Genomic DNA, 21,909 nt, shown 5'->3' with positions numbered 1-21,909 from the left:
GGCCCGGACATTGTCCGGGCCCTTCTGGCTGCGCCGTGCGTGCGGTGAGAGAAGCTCAACGCCGACCCGGAGAACCGACGGTGGGCCCCGGACGCCGGCTCCGTCCCCCGACTGGCCGCCGACCTCGCCGGGTTCGGCGGCTCGTCTGCTCCGGGCGCGGGCCAGGAGGGACGACCTGCTCGTCCGCTGCCGCGCCGCTCGGAGGCGCATCTGCCTGCCCCTGTTCGAATTGACACCGGGCTGCGGGGGCCTCGTACTGAATCAGGAGACGCTTTTGGTCAAAAGCGTCCCTTTGGTGCACTCCACCACGCCCCCCATCTCATCCCCCCATGGAGCCGCCATGACGGTGCAGCCACAGCAAGCGACAATGCCGACGGTCCTGGTGTTCGAGGACGACCCCGGCGGAGACCCTCTGCACATCAACATGCCCGTACCGCATCCCGTCCCCCACCTTGACATTCAGCCCTTCCCGACGGCCATCGCGGAAACCGCGCCGCAGCCGGACAGCGCCGGGCCCGGCACCGAGGCATTCCGCTACTGGGTGGCGGCCGACTCGCTCAGCCGGGCCAGCCAGACCTGGGGTCCGCTGGTTCCGACCGGAACGAAGTGGCATCCGCAGGTCGGACGCGCCCTCACGGCGCACCTCAACGCAGGAGACGACCTGAACGCCTTCTACGACCGCAAAGGCCTGTGGTTCTTCCGCAGCACGGTGGCGGGCGTCAATATCGCAGCGTGCGAGAGCAACGAGGTCGTCCTGCACGAGACGGGGCACGGGGTCCTCGACGCCCTGCGCCCCCAGCTGTTCAACATGGCGAGCGCGGAGACGGCCGCCCTGCACGAAGCGTTCGGTGACATCAGCGCCCTGCTGGGCTCACTCCAGCTGGAGTCGCTGCGGACCGCGGTACTGGCCGAGACGCAGGGCGACCTCGAACTGTCCTCGCGGGTGTCCAGGATGGCCGAGCAGCTGGGCTGGGCGATCCGCCAGGGCCACCCGAGCGCGGTGGACCCGGACTGCCTGCGCAACATGGCGAACAGCTTCTTCTACCGCGACCCGGTGCTGTTGTCGCCGAACGAGCCCGCGAACAGGCTCTCCAGCGAGCCGCACTCGTTCTCCCGCGTGTTCAGCGGCGCGTTCCTCAAGATCGTCGCCGGGATCTTCCGGCAGCAGGACCTGCAGGACCAGGCCGGGTTGGGCAGGGCGGCCGAGATCGCGGGACAGCTGCTGGTGGACGCGGTCGTGGCCGCCCCCGTGGTGTCCGCCTACTACGCGCAGGTCGCGGGTCACATGATCGCCGCGGACCATCGCCGGAACGGCGGCATGTACGGCCAGTCCCTGCGCTCGGCGTTCATCCGCCACGGCATTCTCTCCCTGGAGTCCGCCGCGTCCATCACCGAGCCGGAGGTGGCACGCCGAGGCGCCGGAATCGCCGAGGCGACGCCGGGCGGTGGTGACGACGAAGGTCTGACGCCCCTCACGGTCCACGGGGCGACGTACGGCGTCACCCAGCCGCTCACCCTCTCCGCCCCGGCGCAGGAGCGACGCTTCGGAATCGCGGGCTCCGACCCCGCCGGCGGCTCGGTGCGGCCCTCCGACCCCGAGCGCGTCGCGACGTCGTACCTCGAGGACCTCTTCCGCCGCGGCCGGGTCCACGTGCCCGAAGAGCACCGCTCCGCCACGTCGTTCGCCGACGACAGCCCCTCCCGGCTCAAGACGCACGAGATCACACGGAGCACGACCGGCGAGGGCCTGGCCCTGGTCCGGCGGTGCTTCGACTGAGAACTGGGCCCGAGGTCTCGGTCTGAGGCACCGGTCCGAGAGCCCAGTCTCCAGCTCACTGGAAAAAGCGCAGACGACGGACGGTGAGCCGTCCGTCGTCCTCGCGCTTGATCACGTGCGTCGTTCCGGGTGTCGGCTCCTCGCCCTCGAAGACCGCCTCGCCGCGGGCCAGCAGGTCGCTGACGAATTTCTCGGCGTCCGCCATTTCCTCCACCCCTCCTTGCACCTCCACCGTGAAACCGGCGCGCTCCAGCACTCCGGTGCCCCGCGTGGTCGCCATGGCGACCACGAGCCGCTGGGAGACGACCTGCACGGGAACGGCCTCGGTCTCGTTCATGGCCGCGGTCAACGCGGACTGGCCCTGGCCGTCCGGCAACTCGATCCGCGCCCGGAACACGGGACGGTTCTCCATCGCGGCCCGGGTGAACACCGGGTGGGGCGCGGTACGCATGCCCGCCTCTCGTGCGAACGCGCGCTCCCGGGCGTTCTCGCCCACGAAGACACAGTCGCCGGCTGTCGCTCCGCCCGTGCTCGCGACTGCCCGGTCGAAGATCCCGCGACTGTCCTTCGCACCCCAGTGCACGAGGGCCTCGTCCATGAAACGACCGGGGAACGCCTCCGCCAGCGCGTTTGCTGCCCGTGCTGCGGCACCGTCGCCCGACCCGGGGTCGGAGATGATGCCCTTGCGTACCTCGCGCAGGGCGTCGAGCACGGCGATGACACGCGGCAGGGGCTCCAGTCTCAGCGAGCCGTCGGGGTCCACATGGGGATCCGCAAGGGTCTCGCCGATGTCGAAGAAGATCACAGACATGGTGAGTGCCTCCCCCTGGTGAACGCTTTCGAGTCGGGACCGCGAGAGTGAAAGCGCCGTGGGCGGGACATGCGACGACGGCTACCGGCGCGGGCTGAACCGCGCAGGGCTGGGTAGATTGGTGCGAGATCCTCTCCTGATGTGAGATCCGCTACGCCGATCGTGCAGGGAGCCCCCATGCCGTTCAGCCGCCTGGCCACCGTGACCACGCCCACCGCACACATCGGACTCGGCCTCGCCGCCGTCGGCCGCCCCGGCTACATCAACCTCGGCCGCGAAGAAGACCTCGGAGAGAACCGCAGCGCGGATGCACTGCGCACCCGCACCCACGAACTCCTCGACGCCGCCTACGCCCAGGGCGTGCGCTACTTCGACGTGGCCCGCTCCTACGGCCGTTCGGAGGAGTTCCTCGCCGACTGGCTGAACGCCCGCCCCGACATCGACGACGTGGTCGTCGGCAGCAAGTGGGGCTACACCTACACCGCCGGCTGGTCCACCGACGCCGAACAGCACGAGGTCAAGGACCACAGCCTCGCCGCGTACGAGCGGCAGCGCGCCGAGACCGACGCCGTGCTCGGCGACCGGCTCGACCTCTACCAGATCCACTCGGTCACCCCGGACAGCCCGGCCCTCACCGACAAGGAGCTCCACGCCCGGCTCACCGAGGCTGCCGCCCGGGGTCTCAGCATCGGCTTCTCCACCAGCGGCCCCGCCCAGGCCGACACGATCCGCGCGGCCCTCCAGCTGACCGCCGACGGCGAGCCCCTCTTCCGTACCGTCCAGTCGACGTACAACGTGCTCGAGACCTCGGCGGCGGCCGCGCTCGCCGAGGCGCACGACGCCGGGCTCACCGTGATCGTCAAGGAGGGCATGGCCAACGGCCGGCTGGCCGCGCCGCACGCCCCGGAGATGCTCAGGACGGTCGCCGAGGACACCGGCCTCGGCTGTGACGCGGTGGCCCTCGCCTGGATCCTGCGCCAGCCGTGGGCCGGCGTCGTGCTCTCCGGCGCCGCGACGGTCACCCAGCTCGTCTCCAACCTCCACGCTCCCGCCGTCGACCTGGAAGCGGACCAGCTGACCCGCCTCGCCACGCTCGCCGAGGACCCGCGGGCCTACTGGGAGCGGCGCGGACAGCTGCCCTGGCACTGACATCACGTACTCCGACCAGGGGTTATGAGTCACACAGGCCCAGGATGAGACAAGAATGTCTCATGTGCGCTACCTTTGTCTCATGGCTCTCGACCGTGACCAGGTGCTGCGCAGCGCGGCCGCCCTGCTGACCCGTAAATCCACCGCGACCATGGACGAGGTCGCCAAGGCCGCCGGGATCAGCCGGGCGACACTGCACCGCCACTTCGCGGGGCGCGACGCTCTCGTACGGGCGTTGGAGGCGCTCGGCATCGAGGAGTGCGAGGCGGCGCTGGATGCGGCCCGCATGGACGAGGGCCCGGCGAGCGAGGCCGTTCACCGACTGGTCCGCGCCATCGAACCCTCGGCCGGACTGCTCGCCTTCCTCTACACCGAGAACCAGCTGTTCGAGGGCGAGGGGCAGAACCAGGGCTGGGCCCGCATCGACGAGCGCCTGACGGCCCTGTTCCGACGCGGTCAGGAGAGCGGCGAGTTCCGCATCGACCTCACCCCCGCCTGGCTCACCGAGGCGCTGTACGGCCTGCTGGCCTCCGGTGCCTGGGCGGTGGCGGAGGGCCGGGTGGCCACGAAGGACTTCACCTACATGATCGTCGAGCTGCTGCTCGGCGGCGTACGACGTACGAACGCGTAAGAAGAGAGGAATCATGACCAGCACCCTGCGGCCGGCCGCTACGACGGAGGCGGTGACGCGCCCGGGCCGCTGGCTCGCGCTCTCCGTCCTCGTCCTGGCCGTGCTGCTGGTGGCCGTCGACGCCACCGTCCTCGGCCTGGCGACCCCCTACATCAGCGAAGACCTCAATCCCTCGGGCACCCAGCTCCTGTGGATCGGCGACGTCTACTCCTTCGTCATCGCCGGTCTGCTGGTCTCCATGGGCAGCCTCGGCGACCGCATCGGCCGCAAGCGGATCCTGCTCGGTGGTGCCACGGCGTTCGGCGCGATATCGGTCCTCAACGCCTACGCCACCACACCGGAGTTGATGATCCTGGCGCGGGCGCTGCTCGGTGTCGCGGGCGCGACCCTGATGCCCGCCACCCTCGCCCTGATCCGCAACCTCTTCCACGATCCGCGCGAGCGCAGCCTGGCCGTGGGCATCTGGGGCGCGACCGCCTCCGCCGGCACGGCCGTCGGCCCGATCACCGGCGGTTTCCTCCTCGAACACTTCTGGTGGGGCTCGGTCTTCCTGATCAACCTGCCGGTGATGGCGGTCCTGGTCCTGGTCGGCATCCGCACCCTGCCCGAGTCGCGCAACCCGAACCCCGGCCCCTGGGACCTGATCAGCGTCGTCCTGTCACTGGTCGGCATGATCGCCGTGGTGTACGCGGTCAAGGAGGCCGCCACGCACGGGTTCACCTGGCCGGTGCTCGCCACGGCACTGCTCGGCGTGACGGCCCTCTGCGGCTTCGTCCACCGTCAGCTCACCATGCCGGCCCCGCTGCTCGACATGCGGCTGTTCCGGCGCCGCGGCTTCAGCGGGGCGGTCCTCGCCGACCTGCTGACCGTGCTCGGCATGTCCGGCCTGGTGTTCTTCCTCTCCCAGTACCTGCAACTCGTCCAGGGCAGGCGCCCGTTCGAGGCGGGCCTGGCCGAACTGCCCGCCGCGGTCGGCGCGGTGGCGGCCGGCCTGGCCGCGGGCCGCGCGGCCCGCCGCCTCTCCGTCCGCGCCGTGGTCTCGGGCGGCCTCGCGGCGGTCGGCCTGGCCCTGGCCCTGCTGACGGCACTCGGCCGGTCCACCGGCTACCCCGTCCTCGGCGTCGCGCTGCTGGTCGTGGGGATCGGCGCGGGCTTCTCCTTCACGGTCACCGCCGACGTGATCCTCTCCAGCGTGCCCAAGGAACAGGCGGGCGCCGCCTCGGCCGTCTCCGAGACGGCGTACGAACTGGGCGCGGCCCTGGGCATCGCCCTGCTCGGCTCCATCGTCACGGGCACCTACCGCGACTTCACCGGCCCGGCCGGCACCCCGGCCCAAGCACACGAATCACTGGGCGCGGCTGTGGAGGCGGCAACAAGAATGCCCCCGCACAAGGCGGAGGCACTCCTGAACGCGTCCCGCGACGCCTTCATCCACGGCCTGCACCTGGCGTCGGGCGCGGGAGCGGCAGTCCTGCTCGGAACGGCAGCGGTGGCGTGGTTCCTGCTGAAGGGGCAGCGACTGGAAAGCGCCGGTTGAGGTGAGTGGGTAAGGAGCGTGGGGGCGGTGTCACCATGCGGCTCCGCCGCGGGCGCGACCAGCCCCCACGCACCCACTTCGAAAACCGGCCGGACTGCCGGCGGCGCTAGGCGGCCTTCGCCTTGGTCGCATACATGTCGACGTACTCCTGCCCGGACAGCCGCATGACCTCGGCCATCACGGAGTCGGTCACGGCCCGCAGCACGTACCGGTCCCGGTCCATCCCCTCGTACCGGGAGAACTCCATCGCCTCACCGAACCGGACGGTGACCTTGCCGGGCCGCGGGATACCGCGACCCCCCGGCTGCAGCTTGTCCGTACCGATCATGGCGAACGGGACCACGGGCGCGCCGGTCATCAGCGTCAGCCGCGCGATACCGGTGCGCCCGCGGTACAGCCGGCCGTCGGGCGACCGCGTGCCCTCGGGGTAGATGCCGAAGACCTTCCCCTCCTCGAGGATCCGCCGCCCGGTCATCAGCGCGGCCACGCCGCCGCTCGCGCCGTCCCGGTCCACCGGGATCATGCCGACGCCGGTGAAGAACCACGCCATCAGCCGGCCCTTGACGCCCTTGCCCGTGACGTACTCGTCCTTGCCGATGAAGAACACCTGCCGCTTGGTGACGACCGGCAGCACGATCGAGTCGATGAAGGTGAGGTGATTGCCTGCCAGGATGACCGGCCCGTCGCCGGGGATGTGCTCCACGCCCTCCACCTGTGGGCGGAACATCAGGCGCATGATCGGTCCGAGCACTGCCTTGATGAGCGCGAAGCGGGACAACGGGTCCTCCGATGTCGAGGGGTCGATATGAGTCTGTGCAGGTGAGGACATTACTCGCGGCCCCGGGCCGGGCGCACATCGGGTACGGCCGGTTCACCGAGGTCTTACTAAGTGTTGACACGGGTTTACCTGCGGTGACGTCCCGGGGGCCCGCCGTAACATCGCTGCGACGATGTGACGGAGATCGCGCGACACCCTCACCCACTCGGCTGCCCGGGCCGGCCGCCGGTGCGACGGGCCGTCAGCACCCGCTGCAGAGCGGACATGCGGCGTCACCCGGGTGTTCCGGAGAGGGACTCCCTTCGGTCATGTGTACGCCCCTACGATCGGCCCGGACTCAAGAACGGACGGCAGGAGGGCGCTGATGGGCAGCGACCAGGCGAACGAGAAGACCCAGGGCACCGGGCGGCGGGCGATCCTCGGCGCGGCGGTGTTCGGCGTGAGCGGAGCGGCCCTCGGGCTGCCGGGCACGGCCGAGGCCGCCGAGGCCCGGCCGGCCGGACCGGGCGGCCGGGGCCTGAAGAGCCTGCCGGTGCCGACGATCGTCGGCCACCGGGGTGCCAGCGGCTACCGCCCCGAGCACACCTTCGGCTCGTACAACCTGGCCCTGGACCTGGGCGCCGACGTCGTCGAGGCCGGTGACCTGGTGCCCACCAAGGACGGGCATCTGGTCTGCCGGCACGAGCCGGAGATCGGCGGCACCACGGACGTCGCCTCACACCCGGAGTTCGCCGACCGCAAGACCACCAAGATGCTGGACGGGATCGCCACCACCGGCTGGTTCACCGAGGACTTCACGCTCGCCGAGCTGAAGACCCTGCGCGCGGTCGAGCGCATACCGGCCAACCGGCCGCACAACACCCTCTACAACGGGCGCTGGGAGATCCCCACGTTCGAAGAGGTCCTGAAGTGGCAGGACGAGCAGACCCGCAAGCGCGGCAAGCAGGTCTGGATCTACCCCGAGACCAAGCACCCCACCTACTTCCGCAAGCTGGGCCTGGGCCTGGAGGAGCGGGTGGCGAAGCTGCTGCGCAAGTACGGCAAGGACGACCGGAACTCGCCCGTCATCCTGCAGTCCTTCGAGCCCAGCAGCATCCAGAAGCTGAACCGGCTGGTCGACAACCCGCTCGTCGTGCTGCTCTCCTCGGCGGACAGCCGCCCCTACGACTTCGTCGAGGCGGGCGACCCGCGCACGGTCGCCGACCTGATCACGCCCAAGGGCCTCAGGGAGATCGCCGGCTACGCCCAGGGCATCGGCCCGACCCTGGACCTGATCATCCCCAAGAACGCGGACGGCACCCTGGGCAAGCCGACGACCCTGGTCTCCGACGCGCACAAGGTGGGCCTGATCCTGCACCCCTACACCATGCGCAACGAGAACCCCTTCCTCCCGGCCGAGTACCGCAAGGGCGGCGCGGCCGACGGCTACGGCGACCCCTTCGGCGCCTTCAAGACGTACTTCGCGACCGGTATCGACGGCGTCTTCACCGACAACGCCGACACCGGCCTGCTCGCCCGCGCGGACTTCCTGGCCGGCTGAGCACGTCAACCGATAGTCCTGTTGTCACCTCGTTCGGGGTGACTGTGCGCCGCCCCGGAAACCTGCTCCCGGGGCGGTGCGTCGTTCCGCATATGACGCACGACCTGGTAGCCGCCCTGGGCCCGCTGCTCACCGCCGAGGCCTCGGCCGAGGCATATGCGGCCGGGAGCGAGCCGGGCGACCTGGAACAGGCCGTCTGGCTCCGTCTGCTGGAACGGCTGGAGACCGAGGGACCGCCGCCGGACCCGCAGGGCTGGCTGCGCAGGGCCGTCCGCGCCGAGGCCCGCCGCAGCCGTCGTACCACGCGCCGGGAACGCCCGTACGGCGCCGAGCCGGCCGACGACGCACGCACCGACCCCGAGCAGCACGCCCTCACGGCCGCCCGGTACCGCGCCCTGCGCGACGCGGTGCGCAGGCTGCCCGGCCGCTGCCCCCGGCTCATCGAGGCCCTGCTGTCCCCGGAGGACCTGACATACCGGGAGATCGCGGGGGAGTTGGGTATCTCACAGGGCAGTCTCGGCCCGGAACGCTCCAGATGTCTGGGATGTCTGCGCCGATTGCTCACGCCGGAGGTTGCGTCCCTCGAAGCGCGGGGATAGGAGTGAGGGACGACAGGTGATCAGGTGAGCGGGAGGCGTGCGCACATGGGCATGAGCGTGACCATCTCGGTGGCGACCGAGCAGGACGCGGAGCAGATCTTCCGGCTCCAGTACCTGTGCTTCCAAAGCGAGGCGGCGCTGTACGGCAACTACCGCATCGACCCGCTCGTCCAAACACTGGACTCCGTCCGCCAGGAGGTCGCCTCCGACTGTGTCTTCGTCGCCCGGCTCGGCGAGGAGGTGGTCGGCTCGGTGCGCGGCAAGGTCGGCGAGGACGGCGCGGCCGCCATCGGCAAGCTCTGCGTCCACCCCCGCCTGCAGGGCCACGGCATCGGCGCCAGGCTGCTGCGCGCGGCCGAAGCGGCGCTGGTGGAGGAGCGGGGCGCCACCAAGTTCCGCCTCTTCACCGGCCACCGCAGCGAGGGCAACCTCCGCCTGTACCGCCGCTCCGGCTACGAGACGGTGGGCCGGTCCAGGGGCACGGACGGAGTCGAGATGATCATCCTGGAAAAGCAGGCGGGCGCTTACGCGGCTACTGCTTGACGGTGCTGCGCTGCGCCCTGCGCAGCCAGTACATCGCGGAGAGCGGCAACAGCACCGGGATGAAGATGTACCCCGCCCCGTAGTACGACCACACGGTCGCGTCCGGAAACGCCGAGCGGTCGACCAGGGTCCACGTACCGACGATCAGCACGCCCGCGAGCTCGGCGGCGCAGCACACCAACGCCGCCCGCCGAGCGGTCTCCCCGCCCCGGATCAGCGTGTACGTGATGAACCCGTACACCACGCCCGCCACCGCCGACAGCGCATAGGCGAGCGGCGCCCGGCCGAACTCCGTGCCGATCTGGTACGCCGAACGCGACACCGCGCCGACCACCATCACGCCGTAGAACCAGACGAGCAGCATGCCCGGCCCGCTGATCAACCGGGTCGGCTTCTCCTCCACCGCCGTCACCTCAGCCTCCCCAGATGTCGAAGAGCCGCACTTCCAGTACGGCCAGCACCACTCCGCCGGCGGCGACGGTCACCGAGCCCCACTTGGTCCGCTCGGCCAGGGACATGAAGCCCGCGGCCGGAACGCACGCGAACGCGCCCAGCAGATACGCCACGAAGATCGTCGTGCCCTGCTCCGGCTTCTCGCCCCGTGCCAGCTGCACGATCCCGACCACCAGCTGGACCACGGCCAGCAGCGACACCACGGCCATGCCGATGAAGTGCCAGTCCTTGGTCGGCTGGTCACGGTAGGCGGCCCAGCCGCACCAGGCGGCGAGCAACAGCGCGGCGACGCCGGTCACCAGCGTCAGGGCATTGAGCATGCGGTGACCTTATTACGGCCGAAACGGGCGCCGGCCGCCGACCCCGCCCGTAGGCCATGTGGTCTGGACCGCACCGTAGGGTCAAGGCATGACGATCCACGCGCACGCCCTCCTGTTCGACAACGACGGCACCCTCGTCTCCTCCCTCGACTCCGTCGAGCGCTGCTGGACCCTCTGGAGGCAGGAGTACGGGATCACCGCCGAGGAGTTCGGGCGCGTGGCGCTGCACGGGCGGCCCGCCGCCGAGATAGTCGCCGACCTGCTGCCCGTCCGCCTGGTCCCGGAGGCGGTCGCCCGCGTCGAGCAGCTGGAGGTGGACGACGTACCCGACGGCGGCGTACGGCTGTTGCCCGGCACGCGGGACCTCCTCGACTCTCTGCCTGCCGACAGCTGGGCCGTCGTCACCTCCGCCACCCGGCGGCTCGCCGAGGCCCGCCTGGACGCCGTCGGCATCCTGCCCAAGACGCTGATCGCCGCCGACGACGTCACGCGCGGCAAGCCCGACCCCGAGCCCTACCTGCTCGCCGCCCGGCAGCTCGGCGTCGACCCGGCGCACTGCGTCGTCTTCGAGGACGCCCCGGCCGGACTCCAGGCGGGCCGCGCCGCCGGAATGACCACCGTGGCCTTGGCCACAACCCACCGCGCGGAGGAGCTGGATGCCGATCTCGTGGTGAAGGACCTGTCGGCCTTGTCCGCACTGGTCACCGACCGGGGTGTGGAGATCTCCGTCCGCAACTGAGGCCCCGGTCCGGGCTGTCCGCCACTGTCCACTATCCGGACAGCGGCGACCGGTCAGCAGCGTACGTCTGCTTTACTGATCGCATGACCACGACGAGCTGCCGCACCTTTGCGACCGAGGCGACCATGACGCCCGGTGCTCGTTGTATGTGTCGCCTGATGTGTCGAATGTGCGCCTTCTAGAGGGCCCCCGCATCAGCTGAGCCTCGCGACCCGAAGCGAGAGCCGTGGCATGGCCGTGCGCCGCAGTCCGTACGAGACCGCACATCCACTTCCCATGCCTGAACCGCATGCACCCGTGCCCGGGCACACCCACGCCCGCGCACTCGACAGTGACGGAAATCCTGTGATCACCACCTCGGGCCTGACCAAGGTCTACCGCTCCCGCGGCCGTGACGTCACCGCCCTCGACGGCGTCGATCTCCACGTCCGCGAAGGCGAGGTCTACGGCGTCATCGGCCAGTCCGGCGCCGGCAAGTCCTCCCTCATCCGCTGCGTCAACCTGCTGGAGCGCCCCACCTCCGGCACCGTGACCGTCGCCGGACAGGAGCTCACCGCCCTCGCCGGCCGCGGCCCGCGCGCCGGCAAGGAGCTGCGCCGGGCACGCAGCCGCATCGGCATGGTCTTCCAGCACTTCAACCTGCTTTCCTCGCGGACCGTGCAGGACAACGTCGAGCTGCCGCTGGAGATCCTCGGCACGTCCGGCCAGGAGCGCTCGCGCAAGGCCCTGGAGCTGCTCGACCTGGTCGGCCTCGCCGACAAGGCCAGGGCCTACCCGGCCCAGCTCTCCGGCGGCCAGAAGCAGCGCGTCGGCATCGCCCGCGCCCTCGCCGGCGACCCCGAGGTGCTGCTCTCCGACGAGGCCACCAGCGCCCTCGACCCCGAGACCACCCGCTCCATCCTGCAGCTGCTGCGTGACCTGAACCGGCAGCTGGGCCTGACCGTCCTGCTCATCACCCACGAGATGGACGTCGTGAAGTCGGTCTGCGACTCCGCCGCCCTGATGGAGAAGGGCCGGATCGTGGAGTCCGGCACGGTCAGCGAGCTGCTGGCCACCCCCGGCTCGGAGCTGGCCGCCGCACTGTTCCCGGTGAGCGGCGAGCGCACGGGCGCCGACCGGACCGTCGTCGACGTCACCTTCCACGGTGAGGCCGCCACCCAGCCCGTCATCTCCCAGCTCGCGCGCACCTACAACATCGACATCTCGATCCTCGGCGCCGCCATCGACACCGTCGGCGGCCTGCAGATCGGCCGGATGCGCATCGAGCTCCCCGGCCGCTACGAGGACAACGTGGTGCCGATCGGGTTCCTGCGCGAACAGGGCCTGCAGATCGATGTGGTGGGCCAGGAGGCCCTGCTGGTGAAGGAAGGTGCCAAGTGACCTGGTCCGAGATGCAGCCGCTGCTGTCGCAGGCGTGTTCCGAGACGCTGTCGATGGTGCTGTGGTCCACCCTGATCGCCGTCGCCGTCGGCCTTCCGCTCGGCATCCTCCTCGTTCTCACCGACCGGGGCGGGCTGCTGCAGAACGTCCTCGCCAACAAGGTGATCGGCCAGATCGTGAACGTCGGCCGGTCCATGCCGTTCATCATCCTGATGGTCGCGCTGATGAGCTTCACGCGCTGGGTCACCGGAACGACGATCGGTACGACCGCCGCGATCGTGCCGCTCGCCATCGGCGGCATCCCGTTCTTCGCCCGCCTCGTCGAGACGGCTGTCCGCGAAGTGGACAACGGTCTCGTCGAGGCCGTGCAGTCCATGGGCGGCAACACCTGGACCATCGTCCGCAAGGTCCTCGTCCCCGAGGCCCTGCCCTCGCTGATCGCCAGCACCACCACCACGGTCATCGCGCTCATCGGCTACTCCGCCATGGCCGGCACGGTCGGCGGCGGTGGCCTCGGCGACCTCGCCGTCCGCTACGGCTACCAGCGTTTCGAGACCGAGCTGATGTGGATCACCGTCGCGATCCTCGCCGTCGTGATCTCCCTCATCCAGTTCGCCGGCGACTTCGCGGCCCGCTCCCTGCACAGCCGCGGCGGCCGCTCCGGCCCGGCGCCGAAGCTCCGCCTGCTGAAGGCCGAGGAGCCTGCCGCGGCCGACGTCGGCAAGGCCGCGTAGGCCGCAGCGCTTTCGAGACTCCCCGTTCACCCGTACACGGGGTCGCACCACCCTTAAGGAAAGGCACTTTTCGTGCGTAACACCGCCAAGCTCACCACCGCCGTCCTCGCCGCCGGAGCCCTCGCCTCCGGGCTGACCGCCTGCGGCTCCGGCAGCTCCTCCACCTCCCACGACTACAGCGGCCCGCTGGTCGTCGCCGCGAGCCCGACCCCGCACGCCGAGATCCTGAACTTCGTCGAGAAGAACCTGGCGAAGAAGGCGGGCCTCGACCTGGAGGTCAAGGAGTTCACGGACTACATCACGCCGAACACGGCGACCGAGGACGGCTCGGTGGACGCCAACTACTTCCAGAACCAGCCGTACCTGGACGACTTCAACAACAAGCGCGGCACCCACATCGTGCCCGTCGTCACGGTGCACCTGGAGCCGCTCGGCCTGTACTCCCACAAGGTCAAGAAGGCCGACGCGCTGAAGAGCGGTGCGACCATCGCCGTCCCGAACGACGCCGTCAACGAGGCCCGCGCCCTGAAGCTGCTCGCCGCCAACGGGCTCATCACCCTGAAGGCCGGCGTCGGCAACGAGGCCACCCCGCAGGACATCACCAAGAACCCCAAGCACCTCCAGTTCAAGGAGGTCGAGGCGGCCCAGACCCCGCGCTCCCTGGACGACGTGGACGCGGCCGTGGTGAACGGCAACTACGCCATCTCGGCCGGTCTGAAGCCCGCCACCCAGGCCGTCCTGCTGGAGTCCGCCAAGAACAACCCGTACGCCAACTTCCTGGCCGTGAAGAAGGGCAACGAGAAGGACCCGCGGGTCGAGAAGCTCGCCAAGCTCCTCACCTCGCCCGAGGTCAAGAAGTTCATCGAGGACAAGTACCAGGGCTCGGTCATCCCGTCCTTCTGAGCCGACCCGCGCACTGACGGGGTCCACTCCCTCACCGGGGGTGGACCCCGTCGTGCGGTTCAGTGGTTTCATGCTGCATGCTGGGCAGTTCAGCAGGCCCTGAAGGTTTTTCAGAAGTTACGGAGCGGCGCATGACTGGCACCTTTCCCAACATCTCCATCAGCACGGAGCGGTTGGTCCTGCGCCCCTTCGAGGAGTCGGACATCGAGGCCTTCGCCGAGATGATGAACGACGAGCTGGTCACCACCTGGACCTCCGTCCCCCAGCCCTACACCGAGGCCGACGCCCGGGCCTGGATCACGCAGATCGCCCCGGCCGAACGCGCCGGCGGCCGCGGCATCGTCTTCGCGGTCGACGAGTTCCTCACCCAGCGCCTCGTCGGCATCGTCCATCTCCGGAACACCGACTGGCGGGTGCGCTCGACGGAGATCGCCTACGTCGTCGCGCCATGGGCCCGCGGCGAGGGCTACGCCTCGGAGGCAGCCCTGGCCACCGCGCAGTGGCTGTTCCACGACCAGAAGTTCGAACGCCTGGAGCTGCGCACCGCCGCCGACAACACCGCCTCCCAGCAGGTCGCCCAGAAGATCGGCTGCATCAGCGAGGGCGTCCTGCGGGGCGCCTGGATAGCGCGCAGCAGAACGGCCGACGGCACATGGAACGACGTCCGCACCGACGTCATCGTCTGGAGCCTGCTGCCGGAAGACCTGGCCGGGGCCGGCGAGCAGCTGGCCGACACGGGCGGTTTCACCTCGTACTCCGACTGGAACTGAGCCCCCCGGCCCCACCAGGTACGCTCAGGGAGCCCGCTATGGGCCCGTACCCCTGACGACCTGCGAAGACCTGGAGAGACGACGATGGCCGACCGGGTCACGGTGATCGGCTGGGACGGCTCGCCGCTGACCGACGCCGCACGCGCCGCCCTCGGCGCCGCCACGCTCGTGGCGGGCGCGGCCCACCACCTGGCGCGGCCCGAGGTCCCGCCCACCGCCGAACGCGTCCGCCTGGGCAGCGTCGCGCTCGCCGCCCGCCGGATCGCCGCGCACCGCGGCACCGCCGTCGTGTTCGCCGACGGCGACCCCGGCTTCTTCGGCGTCGTACGCACCCTGCGCGCCCCGGAGTTCGGCCTGGAGGTCGAGGTCGTCCCCGCCGTCTCCTCCGTGGCCGCCGCCTTCGCCCGCGCCGGCATGCCCTGGGACGACGCCCAGGTGGTCGTCGCCCACCCGCGCACCCTGCGCCGGGCCGTGAACGTCTGCCGAGCCCACACCAAGGTCGCCGTCCTCACCGCACCCGGCGTCGGACCCGCCGAACTCGGACTCCTGCTGGAGGGCGTCCACCGCACCTTCGTCATCTGCGAGGAACTGGGCACCGAACGCGAGCAGGTCACCGTCGTCACCTCCGACAAGGCCGCCGACCACACCTGGCGCGACCCCAACGTGGTCATCGTCATCGGCGGGCCCGTGGCAGCCGGTGACAGCGGCGGCTGGATCGCCGGGCGCGACCCGGGCGCCGGCCCGCGCGGCTGGGTGCAGCCCGACGCGTCGTACGGCGACGGACCCGGCGGCGGTCTCGGCGAGGGCGAGACGGAGCTGCTGCGCGCCGCCCAACTGGCCCGCCTCGGACCCCGGGTCGGCGACCTGGTCTGGGACATCGGCTGCGGCTCGGGCGCGTTCGCCGCCGAGGCCGCGCGCGGCGGAGCGGCCGTCATCGCCGTCGACCGGGACCCGGGGTCCTGCGCCCGGACCGAGGCGGCCGCCCGCCGGTACGGCGTCCAGCTCCAAGTGGTCCGGGGCACGGCCCCGCACGTCCTGGAGAACCTGCCCGAACCGGACGTCGTCCGGGTCGGCGGCGGGGGCGTGGCCGTGGTCTCCGCGGTCGCCGACCGGCGCCCGCAGCGCATCGTCACCCACGCCGCCACCCGCGACGCGGCCGAACTCGTCGGGCGCGACCTGACCGAGCACGGATACCGGGTCGAGTGCGCGCTGGTGCAGTGCGTCGAACTCGACACCCGCGCCTGGACCGAGACCGAGCGGAGCGTCGCGTTCCTGCTCACCGGGATTCTCCCGGATCGCGGCCCGTGATCCTGTTGTCGTACTGCGCGCGGTAGGCTGGCCGATCGTTGTGCCACACCGGGCGACCCGGAACTTCGTTCGCCAATGTCCGGAAAGCACGCCCGTTTTGGGGTGGGTGTGGTACTGCGGAACCGGAGGACGCGCAACGTGGCGCAGTCCACAGAGGGCTGTCGCGGATCATGCTGTCGCGACGGCGTGACGGCCGGGACAATGCCACTGAATGGCTTTGTCGCCTTTTCCGGCGGGTCTTTCGTGCCGCTGGGCACGGACGCTCGTTCTTCACTACGGGCGGTCGGTGCGCCGTTCCGGGTGAGCTGGTCGTAGGAGCACTAAACCGATGGGCGAGGGGTACGCATGACCGACACCGGCCAGGTCCCGGGCGAGGGGCAGCCGGAGAGTGCAGGCATGGTGGAGCAGCCGGGCGTCGCCGCGCACGGTGCGTACACCTACCTCTCCGAGGCACCCGCCGAGGACGAAGACCTGCTGCTGCCGGGTGCCCAGGGCGCGTGGGGCAACGAGGTTGCGCCACCAGCTCCGGAACCGGTCGTCGAGGCCGTCCACGAGCCGGGCCCGCACGAGACGGCCGGCCGCGACAGCGGCTCCGTCGACCTCAGCGGCGTCCGCCTGCCGGACCCGGCCCCGGCGTCCGCGCCGCCGTCGCCGGTCTTCGCGGCCCCGCAGGAGCAGCCGGCCGCCCCGCAGCCGCCGCGCCGTCCGCTGCACCTCGGCCCGCCGATCCCCGACGCCTCCGCCAGCCCGGTCCGCTCCCTCGCCGACCGCGGCCCGGCCGGAGCGCCGGTACGGCAGCCCGGTCCGCCCACGACCGGCCCCGAGTACTTCGACGCCCAGCCGCTGCGCGAGATGGCACCGCAGAGCGCGGCTCCCTGGGGTGCGCCGCCCGCCGCCGCGGTGGCCGAGGCCGGCGCACCGGCACCGGCCGCGGTGGCCCCGGTCGGTACACAGGCGCCGGCTGCCGAAACGGTTGACCCGGTCGCCGCGGACGCCGCCGACCGGACCGACCCCTCCGGCGCCGCCCAGGCCGCCGTCGCCCGCCTCGCCACCCAGGCGACCGCACCGGCACCGGGCGCAGCGCAGGTGGTCCACGGCCACGACGGCGTACAGCCGGTGCATGCCCACGACGGTGTGTACGCGGCTCCTGCGGGGGCGGTGCCCGAGGGCATTCAGCCACTGGTCGCCGGTCACGGGCCCGAGGGCGCTTTCGACCCTGCCGTGGCCGCAGGCCCCGAGGGCGTGCCCTCGCCTGTTCCGGGCCAGGGTGCCGCGGGTGTCCAGCAGCTCTCCGGCGAGGCGGGCGAGGCCGGTCCGGGCTCGGCCGGTGCGCAGCACGAGGACGCTGCGGGCGCCGTGGACAGTACCGCCGGTACCGGTGCGCCTGTGGCACCGGCGGAGGCCGGCCCGGCTGCCGAGGGTGCCGTGGTGGCGCCCGAGGCCGAGCAGGCCGCCGCCGTGGAGCCCGACGCACCGGCCGATCCGGCCGCGGCTGCCCCGGTGGCCGACGCCGCCCCCGCGCCGGAGACGGCGCCGGCGAACCCGGCCGATCCGGCTGCGGCTCATGCGGCCCAGCCCCAGGCCCGGTTCCAGGCGGTGCCGGGCGAGCCCGTGCCCGTTCAGGTGGCCGACGACGCTCGGGCGGTCACCGGCGCCGAGCCGTTCACGCCGGCTCAGCCGTCGGCTCCCGCTCGGCCCGGCGAGGCCCCGGAGCAGGGCGAGGGCGCGCCCCTCACCGACGCCGGACAGACCGCCACGCCTGCTGCAGGGACGCTCATGGCGCACGGCGCCGCCGAGACGGCGGACTCCGTTCCCGCACAGCAGGTGCCGGGCGCGGTTCAGTTCGCCCAGGAGGTGGTCCCCGCCCAGGGCGAGGCCGTCGCCGCCCCGGCACAGCCGGACCCGAACAGCCCCGTTGCCGTGGAGCCGCAGCCAGCCATGGTCGAGGGCCGGCCCGACCTGGTGGAAAGCCGGCCCGGAATGACGGAGCGTCAGCCCTCCGCCGCCCAGGAGGCGTCCCCCGCCGCAGCCGTACCGGCGCCCGAGCCCGCAGCCGTGTCCGAGCCCGGGGCTGCGGCCCACGCTCCGGAGCCCGCGCAGGCAGCGGCCCCCGCACCCTCCCCGACGCAGGACGCCGCACCGGCAGCCGTCGCAGCTGACGGCACCGGCGCGCCGGAGCCGCAGCCCCACCCGGCGCAGGGCCCCCAGTTGGCGGAACCCGTCGCGGCCACGGCCACGGCCGAGCCCGCGCCGGGCCCGGCCCAGCCCGCCGTCGTACCACAGCCGCAGGCTCAGGAAGAGCCGATCGCCGAGGACGCGGTCCAGCAGGCCGCTCAGGTCGCTGCCGCCGCCGGGACGACGCCCGCGCACGGCCTGGACGCGCCCGCCGGACCGCAGACGCAGCCCACCGTACCGGCCGCCGAGGGCGCACCGGTGCCGACCGGGGCCACGCCGGTCGGCCCCGCCGACGGTTCCCCCGCGCACCCGGACACCGCCGAGCAGGCCGAGCCGCTGCCGTCCAACGTTCCGCTTCAGGCGCACCCGGCGCAGCCGCTCGGGCAGTTCGTGCCGGTCGAGGGCCAGGTGCCCACGACCCCGCACCTGGCGCCGACCCCGCCGCAGCCCCTGGTCCTCCCCACCGAGGACGCGCAGGAGCCGGTGGCCATGGTGCCCGCGCCGCGCGAGGGCGAACCCGCACCCGCGTCGGCCCCCGACGTCGTACAGCACGCGGAGGACCTGCAGACCAGGGCCGCCGACCAGGAAGAAGAGAGCACGGCCGCCGTGGCGGAAGCACCACAGTCCACCGGCCCGGCCGCGCCGGGCTACGACGACGCCGAGCGCGAGGCCGTCCTGAAGGTCATGCGCGAGCGCCGCGACATCCGCAACGGCTTCCGCAACGACCCGATCCCGCACGAGGTGCTGCTCCGCGTCCTGGAGGCCGCCCACACGGCGCCCTCCGTGGGTCACTCGCAGCCCTGGGACTTCGTCGTCATCCGCTCCGCCGACACCCGGCGGAGCATGCACGAACTGGCGATGCGTCAGCGTGAGGCCTACGCCAAGTCGCTGCCGAAGGGCCGGGCCAAGCAGTTCAAGGAACTGAAGATCGAGGCCATCCTCGACACCCCGGTCAACATCGTCGTCACCGCCGACCCCACCCGCGGCGGCCGGCACACCCTCGGCCGGCACACCCAGCCGCAGATGGCGCCGTACTCCGCCGCTCTCGCCGTCGAGAACCTGTGGCTCGCCGCCCGCGCCGAGGGCCTCGGCGTCGGCTGGGTCAGCTTCTTCGACGAGCGCGAGATGGTCCGCGCGCTCGGCCTGCCCGAGCACCTGGAGGTCATCGCCTACCTGTGCGTCGGGTATGTCGACGAGTTCCCGGACGAGCCCGAGCTGATGCAGGCCGGCTGGTCCAAGCGACGCCCCCTGTCCTGGGTGGTGCACGAGGAGACGTACGGCCGCCGCGCCCTGCCCGGAGAGGAACCCCACGACCTGCTTGCCGAGACCGTCGCACAGATCCGCCCGCTCGACGCCAAAGCCCTCGGCGAGGCCTGGGAGCGCCAGAAGCGCATGACCAAGCCGGCCGGCGCGCTCGGCATGCTGGAGATCATCTCCGCGCAGCTGTCCGGGCTGTCCCGGCAGTGCCCGCCGCCGATCCCGGAGCCCGCGGCCGTCGCCATCTTCGCGGGCGACCACGGCGTGCACGCCCAGGGCGTCACCCCCTGGCCGCAGGAGGTCACCGCCCAGATGGTGGCCAACTTCCTGGGCGGGGGAGCGGTCTGCAACGCCTTCGCGAGCCAGGTCGGCGCCGAGGTGTGCGTCGTGGACGTCGGTGTCGCCGCCGACCTCCCGGCCACGCCCGGCCTGCTGCCCCGCAAGATCCGCGGCGGCACGTCCGACATGACCACCGGCGCGGCGATGACCCGCGAGGAGGCCAAGGCGGCCATCGAGGTCGGCATCGAGACCGCCCGCGACCTGGTGGCCGCCGGCAACAAGGCGCTGCTCACCGGTGAGATGGGCATCGCCAACACCACGGCCTCGGCCGCCCTCATCTCGGTCTTCACGGGCGCCGACCCGGCCGAGGTGACCGGCCGCGGCACGGGCATCAACGACGAGACCCTGGCCCGCAAGACCGAGGTGGTCCGCCGCGCCCTGGAACTGCACCAGCCGGACCCGGCCGATCCGATCGGCGTCCTCGCGGCCATCGGTGGCTTCGAGCACGCGGCCATCGTCGGCCTGCTCCTCGGCGGCGCCTCGCTGCGTACGCCGGTGATCCTGGACGGCGTCAGCGCCGGCGCCGCGGCCCTGGTCGCCCGCGCGATCGCCCCCGAGGTGCTGGCGGCCTGCATCGCGGGCCACCGCAGCGCCGAGCCCGGCCACGTGGCCGCCCTGAACAAGCTGGGCCTGCGCCCGCTGGTCGACCTCGACCTGCGCCTGGGCGAGGGCACGGGCGCGCTGCTCGCGCTTCCGCTGGTGCAGAGCACGGCACGGGCGATGCACGAGGTGGCGACCTTCGATTCGGCGGGCGTCACCGAGAAGTAGGCGTCACGGCACGGGTGGTCCGGTGTTCAGCTGCCGGACCACCCGGTGCCCTCTGCCCTGCGCATAGCTAAAATCGCACGTCAGGGCCGCTCCGAAGGTGCAGCGCGCCCCCACCGCACAGCTGCACGAGGAGCCGCCCCTCATGGCCGAACACCCCGCCTACCCCGTAGGCCTCCGCCTCTCCGGCCGCCGCGTGGTCGTCCTCGGCGCCGGCACGGTGGTCCAGCGCCGCCTCCCGGCACTCATCGCGGCCGGCGCGGACATCGTCGTCGTGTCCCCCGAGGCGACCCCCTCCGTCGAGGCGATGGCGGACGCGGGAGAGATCACCTGGGAACGGCGCCCCTACACGGACGGCGACCTCGCGAACGCCTGGTACGCCCTCATCGCCACCAGCGACCCCCAGGCCAACGCACAGGCCTCCGCCGAAGCGGAGCGCCACCGCGTCTGGTGCGTGCGCTCGGACGACGCCGACCGGGCGACCGCCTGGACCCCGGCCACCGGTCACAGCGAGGGCGTCACCGTCGCCGTGCTCACCACGGACGTGCGCGGCCGCGACCCCCGCCACACCGCCGCCATCCGGGACGCGGTGGTGGAGGGCCTGCGCGACGGCACGCTGGTGGCGCCCCACCACCGCACCCGCACCCCCGGCGTCGCCCTGGTCGGCGGCGGCCCCGGTGACCCCGACCTGATCACGGTCCGCGGGCGCCGGCTGCTCGCCGCGGCGGACGTCGTCATTGCCGACCGGCTCGGCCCGCGCGACCTGCTCGCCGAACTCCCGCCGCACGTCGAGGTGATCGACGCGGCGAAGATCCCGTACGGCCGGTTCATGGCCCAGGAGGCCATCAACAACGCGCTCATCGAGCACGCCAAGCAGGGCAAGTCGGTCGTACGGCTCAAGGGCGGCGACCCGTTCGTGTTCGGCCGGGGCATGGAGGAGGTCCAGGCGCTCGCCGAGGCCGGTATCCCGTGCACGGTCGTCCCGGGCATCTCCAGCTCGATCTCGGTGCCGGGCGCGGCCGGCATTCCCGTCACCCACCGGGGTGTCGCCCACGAGTTCACGGTCGTCAGCGGCCATGTCGCCCCGGACGACGAGCGCTCGCTGGTCGACTGGCCGTCGCTGGCGAAGCTCACCGGCACGCTCGTGATCCTGATGGGCGTCGACAAGATCGGGAAGATCGCCGAGACGCTCGTCGCGCACGGCAAGTCCCCGGACACCCCGGTCGCGCTGGTGCAGGAGGGCACGACGGCCGCGCAGCGCCGCGTCGACGCCACTCTCGCCACGGTCGCCGAGACGGTACGGACCGAGGAGGTCAAGCCCCCGGCGGTCATCGTCATCGGCGAGGTCGTGACGGTCGGCCCGCAGCCCGCCGCCTGATCATCCACCGCTTGATCACGCGT

At 72.0% G+C, this 21,909-nt stretch carries 19 protein-coding genes; 15 read left to right on the top strand and 4 right to left on the bottom strand.

Going from position 1 to position 21,909, the window contains the following annotated elements:
- Positions 1–340: 340 nt before the first annotated feature.
- A complete protein-coding gene (locus ACWGJ5_RS40275) occupies positions 341–1,777 on the top strand; it encodes a hypothetical protein (RefSeq protein ID WP_453314575.1) in 1,437 nt (478 codons plus the stop codon).
- A gap of 55 nt (positions 1,778–1,832) precedes the next feature.
- On the opposite strand, the gene ACWGJ5_RS40270 is transcribed toward ACWGJ5_RS40275, so the two are convergent.
- Positions 1,833–2,588, bottom strand: a complete 756-nt coding sequence (locus ACWGJ5_RS40270) for an HAD family hydrolase (protein WP_453314574.1) — start codon at positions 2,586–2,588, stop codon at positions 1,833–1,835.
- A 177-nt stretch (positions 2,589–2,765) separates the two neighbouring features.
- Between ACWGJ5_RS40270 and ACWGJ5_RS40265 the strand changes: the two genes are divergently transcribed.
- The 3 genes from ACWGJ5_RS40265 to ACWGJ5_RS40255 all read left to right on the top strand — a co-directional run bounded on the left by ACWGJ5_RS40265 (position 2,766) and on the right by ACWGJ5_RS40255 (position 5,905).
- Entirely contained in the window at positions 2,766–3,737 is a 972-nt protein-coding gene (locus tag ACWGJ5_RS40265; RefSeq protein ID WP_453314573.1) for an aldo/keto reductase, read from the top strand.
- 82 nt (positions 3,738–3,819) lie between these two features.
- A complete protein-coding gene (locus ACWGJ5_RS40260; RefSeq protein WP_228618794.1) occupies positions 3,820–4,368 on the top strand; it encodes a TetR/AcrR family transcriptional regulator in 549 nt (182 codons plus the stop codon).
- Between the two features lie 13 nt (positions 4,369–4,381).
- Complete coding sequence (locus tag ACWGJ5_RS40255; protein ID WP_453314572.1) at positions 4,382–5,905, top strand: MFS transporter; 1,524 nt, start codon at positions 4,382–4,384, stop codon at positions 5,903–5,905.
- A 106-nt stretch (positions 5,906–6,011) separates the two neighbouring features.
- On the opposite strand, the gene ACWGJ5_RS40250 is transcribed toward ACWGJ5_RS40255, so the two are convergent.
- A complete protein-coding gene (locus ACWGJ5_RS40250; protein ID WP_453314571.1) occupies positions 6,012–6,683 on the bottom strand; it encodes a lysophospholipid acyltransferase family protein in 672 nt (223 codons plus the stop codon).
- Positions 6,684–7,047: 364 nt separating this feature from the next.
- On the opposite strand from ACWGJ5_RS40250, the gene ACWGJ5_RS40245 reads away from it, so the two are divergent.
- The 3 genes from ACWGJ5_RS40245 to ACWGJ5_RS40235 all read left to right on the top strand — a co-directional run bounded on the left by ACWGJ5_RS40245 (position 7,048) and on the right by ACWGJ5_RS40235 (position 9,365).
- Positions 7,048–8,223, top strand: a complete 1,176-nt coding sequence (locus ACWGJ5_RS40245; RefSeq protein ID WP_453314570.1) for a glycerophosphodiester phosphodiesterase family protein — start codon at positions 7,048–7,050, stop codon at positions 8,221–8,223.
- A 92-nt stretch (positions 8,224–8,315) separates the two neighbouring features.
- Positions 8,316–8,822, top strand: a complete 507-nt coding sequence (locus ACWGJ5_RS40240; RefSeq protein WP_453314569.1) for an RNA polymerase sigma factor — start codon at positions 8,316–8,318, stop codon at positions 8,820–8,822.
- 45 nt (positions 8,823–8,867) lie between these two features.
- Positions 8,868–9,365, top strand: a complete 498-nt coding sequence (locus ACWGJ5_RS40235; protein ID WP_453314579.1) for a GNAT family N-acetyltransferase — start codon at positions 8,868–8,870, stop codon at positions 9,363–9,365.
- On the opposite strand, the gene ACWGJ5_RS40230 is transcribed toward ACWGJ5_RS40235, so the two are convergent.
- Entirely contained in the window at positions 9,355–9,777 is a 423-nt protein-coding gene (locus ACWGJ5_RS40230; RefSeq protein ID WP_453314568.1) for a hypothetical protein, read from the bottom strand. The genes ACWGJ5_RS40235 and ACWGJ5_RS40230 overlap by 11 nt on opposite strands.
- Position 9,778: 1 nt before the next feature.
- Positions 9,779–10,138 carry a hypothetical protein gene (locus ACWGJ5_RS40225; RefSeq protein ID WP_228618805.1) on the bottom strand — a complete coding sequence of 120 codons (360 nt, stop codon included), beginning with the start codon at positions 10,136–10,138 and terminating at the stop codon, positions 9,779–9,781.
- 88 nt (positions 10,139–10,226) lie between these two features.
- On the opposite strand from ACWGJ5_RS40225, the gene ACWGJ5_RS40220 reads away from it, so the two are divergent.
- From ACWGJ5_RS40220 to cobA, 8 genes are all read left to right on the top strand, one after another.
- Positions 10,227–10,877, top strand: a complete 651-nt coding sequence (locus ACWGJ5_RS40220; protein WP_453314567.1) for an HAD family hydrolase — start codon at positions 10,227–10,229, stop codon at positions 10,875–10,877.
- 345 nt (positions 10,878–11,222) lie between these two features.
- Positions 11,223–12,257, top strand: coding sequence for a methionine ABC transporter ATP-binding protein (locus ACWGJ5_RS40215; RefSeq protein WP_453314578.1), 1,035 nt, complete (start codon positions 11,223–11,225; stop codon positions 12,255–12,257).
- A complete protein-coding gene (locus ACWGJ5_RS40210; RefSeq protein ID WP_453314566.1) occupies positions 12,254–12,991 on the top strand; it encodes a methionine ABC transporter permease in 738 nt (245 codons plus the stop codon). The genes ACWGJ5_RS40215 and ACWGJ5_RS40210 overlap by 4 nt, the downstream gene beginning before the upstream one ends.
- A gap of 72 nt (positions 12,992–13,063) precedes the next feature.
- Positions 13,064–13,894, top strand: a complete 831-nt coding sequence (locus tag ACWGJ5_RS40205; RefSeq protein WP_453314565.1) for a MetQ/NlpA family ABC transporter substrate-binding protein — start codon at positions 13,064–13,066, stop codon at positions 13,892–13,894.
- Positions 13,895–14,025: 131 nt separating this feature from the next.
- Positions 14,026–14,664, top strand: a complete 639-nt coding sequence (locus ACWGJ5_RS40200) for a GNAT family N-acetyltransferase (RefSeq protein WP_453314564.1) — start codon at positions 14,026–14,028, stop codon at positions 14,662–14,664.
- 84 nt (positions 14,665–14,748) lie between these two features.
- Positions 14,749–15,972, top strand: a complete 1,224-nt coding sequence (cbiE, locus tag ACWGJ5_RS40195; RefSeq protein WP_453314563.1) for a precorrin-6y C5,15-methyltransferase (decarboxylating) subunit CbiE — start codon at positions 14,749–14,751, stop codon at positions 15,970–15,972.
- A 345-nt stretch (positions 15,973–16,317) separates the two neighbouring features.
- On the top strand, positions 16,318–20,511 hold the full coding sequence (gene cobT, locus ACWGJ5_RS40190; protein WP_453314562.1) for a nicotinate-nucleotide--dimethylbenzimidazole phosphoribosyltransferase: 4,194 nt from the start codon (positions 16,318–16,320) through the stop codon (positions 20,509–20,511).
- Between the two features lie 142 nt (positions 20,512–20,653).
- The gene (gene cobA / locus ACWGJ5_RS40185; RefSeq protein WP_228618815.1) at positions 20,654–21,886 is read left to right on the top strand and encodes a uroporphyrinogen-III C-methyltransferase; all 1,233 of its coding nucleotides are present in this window, start codon (positions 20,654–20,656) and stop codon (positions 21,884–21,886) included.
- Positions 21,887–21,909 lie beyond the last annotated feature (23 nt).

The organism is Streptomyces sp. NPDC054783 (genome assembly GCF_053611725.1).
This window is presented reverse-complemented; position numbering and strand designations above follow the sequence as displayed.